Source organism: Komagataeibacter kakiaceti JCM 25156 (assembly GCF_000613305.1).
The window spans coordinates 1-1,557 of the sequence record NZ_BAIO01000528.1 but is presented as its reverse complement, the minus strand read 5'-3'; the positions used below and the strand labels follow the sequence as shown (position 1 = coordinate 1,557).

The window sequence follows — 1,557 nt, the reverse complement described above, 5'->3', positions numbered from 1 at the left end:
CCGCGACCGACAGGCCACGCGCGCCGTGGCGTACCCATACGGGCGGCCCCGCGGGCAGGTCGGCAGGCGTGATCCAGTTCACCTCATCCCCCAGTATTCGGGACGGGACGTGGAAGGCGTGCCCCCGCCCGTAATGGTGAACACACCACCAAGGGCCGGACGCATCCCGCCCCGCCACGCAAAAGGGCCTGCCCGATTTCCGCCTGCTCCAGTTCCCGGGCCAGCCGCGCCTGATGGGCCAGTTCATCAAGCTGCCGGTCAATACGCGACAGGGCGCGATCCAGCTCCCGGGCGATCATCCGCTGGTGCTCCAGGGAAGGGCAGGGCACCGGCAGGCCGTTCATGCGCGCGCGGACCAGCTTGGGGCGGGTCGCGGCGTCCACATGGGGGGCGTAGCTGATCGTATTGAGCGCATGCGCCAGAAAACGGCCATCCACGCCTGGGCGCGGACGCAGCACATGCACATGGTTGCCCGCCCATAGCGGCCCGTCATGAAAAGACGCGACATCGCGCATCGGGTCGAGAAAAGGGGCCCCATCCTCCCCCAGCAGGACAAGCGGCCCGTCAAACAGGGCCTGATCCACATGGCCCACAACGCCACTGGCCCCGTAATAGGGCACCGGCCCCGGCCGCCGCGCGCGCTGGGCGCGGTTGAGCGGCACGCGACGGGCATCGAGACACGCCACAAGCGCTCCAAGCGGGACAAGGGGCCAGCATGTGGTCATGTCCCCCTTTTACGCAGGCGCGCCCCCATGGTCGAGAGCGCCCGCCATGAAGTGACCCCGCCCCGTCTGGCCGCGCGCGATGAAGTAGTATAAACCCCTGCACGCAACGCATCCACGCCCTGCTGGCACGGGATGCCTTGTCATGGCTCCATGCCGGGCCATGGGTAGCAACAGGGTTTCATGACGCCACCAATCAAACCGTTCCGGTCCGAATTCCGCTCCCTTCTCGCCATTGCCGGACCGATGGGACTGTCGCAGTTCGCCCAGATGCTGATGGGCCTGACCGACGATGTGCTGCTTGGCGGGCTGGGCGCCACGGCGCTGGCCATTGGCGGGCTGGCCACCGGCACGTTCTTCACGCTCACCGCCATCCTTGCCGCCGTGATCGAGGCGGGGGGCATATTGCTGGCGCAGGCACGCGGGCGGCAGGACCATGCCAGCTTGGCACCATCATCACCTCCATGCTGGTGGTGGCCGTGCTGTTATGCGTGCCGGAGCTGTACTGCCTCGCCCATGTGGATACGCTGCTGGCGTGGATGAATGAACCCGAGGCGATTCGCGCGCCGGTCAGCGATTTCATCCGGATCCTGATGTGGGCCGTGCCGCCCGCGCTGCTGGGGCAGGGGATCCTGACCACGGCGCTGCCCGTCATGGGGGCGCAGGGCATACTCATGCGCGTCATGCCGTTCATCGCGGTGGTCAATGGCGTGTTCAACGCAACCCTCATCCACGGCTGGTTTGGACTGCCCGCGCTGGGGCTGCACGGTTCGGCCATCGCCACGGTCATTACGCTATGGTGCATCCCGGCCATCATGCTCGCCTTCATGGCGCG

The 1,557-nt window shown here is 67.4% G+C and carries 2 protein-coding genes and 1 pseudogene; 2 read left to right on the top strand and 1 reads right to left on the bottom strand.

Annotation, left to right across the window (positions count from 1 at the left end; genetic code table 11):
- Positions 1–83: 83 nt before the first annotated feature.
- Positions 84–725 (bottom strand): restriction endonuclease subunit S, encoded by a 642-nt coding sequence (locus tag JCM25156_RS25435; RefSeq protein ID WP_051577543.1) that lies wholly within the window; start codon positions 723–725, stop codon positions 84–86.
- A 180-nt stretch (positions 726–905) separates the two neighbouring features.
- Here JCM25156_RS25435 and JCM25156_RS31535 point away from each other — a divergent pair, with 180 nt between their 5' ends.
- The gene (locus tag JCM25156_RS31535) at positions 906–1,265 is read left to right on the top strand and encodes an MATE family efflux transporter (protein ID WP_242402714.1); all 360 of its coding nucleotides are present in this window, start codon (positions 906–908) and stop codon (positions 1,263–1,265) included.
- Positions 1,187–1,557, top strand: a pseudogene (locus tag JCM25156_RS31530) (MATE family efflux transporter); the annotation flags it as partial. The gene JCM25156_RS31535 and the pseudogene JCM25156_RS31530, both read left to right, overlap by 79 nt.